The organism is Vibrio sp. 1562 (assembly GCF_033340155.1).
In the GTDB taxonomy this organism is placed as follows: Bacteria; Pseudomonadota; Gammaproteobacteria; order Enterobacterales; family Vibrionaceae; genus Vibrio; species Vibrio alginolyticus.
This window is the reverse complement of record NZ_JAWOVY010000853.1, coordinates 1-501: the sequence shown is the minus strand read 5'-3', so window position 1 is coordinate 501 and position 501 is coordinate 1. Positions and strand designations below refer to the sequence as shown.

General features: G+C 47.5%; 1 protein-coding gene. It reads left to right on the top strand.

The features are described 5' to 3' along the window. The coding region (locus R7Z49_RS28035; protein WP_318112931.1) for a GTPase at positions 1-501 on the top strand (501 nt) is incomplete at both ends.

Here is a 501-nt window from a genome sequence, read left to right as displayed (position 1 = left end):
GTGAAATCCGTCTTGAGCTACTGCTGTTGGCGGACGTTGGTATGCTTGGCTTGCCAAACGCAGGTAAATCGACGTTTATTCGCGCGGTATCAGCGGCAAAACCAAAAGTAGCAGACTACCCGTTTACCACGTTAATCCCAAGCTTGGGTGTGGTGAGTGTTGTTCCTGAAAAGAGCTTTGTGGTTGCTGACATCCCGGGGCTTATCGAAGGGGCTGCTGATGGTGCGGGTCTAGGTATTCGTTTCTTGAAACACCTAGAACGTTGCCGAGTGTTGCTGCACATGATTGATATCATGCCGATTGATCAGTCTGATCCTGTACAAAATGCACTAACCATCATTGATGAGCTAGAGCAGTACAGTGAAAAACTGGCAAGCAAACCTCGCTGGTTGGTGTTCAACAAAGTTGATCTAATGCCTGAAGAAGAAGCGAATGAAAAGATCCAAGAGATCTTGGATGCGCTAGGTTGGGAAGACGAGTACTTCAAGATCTCTGCGATCA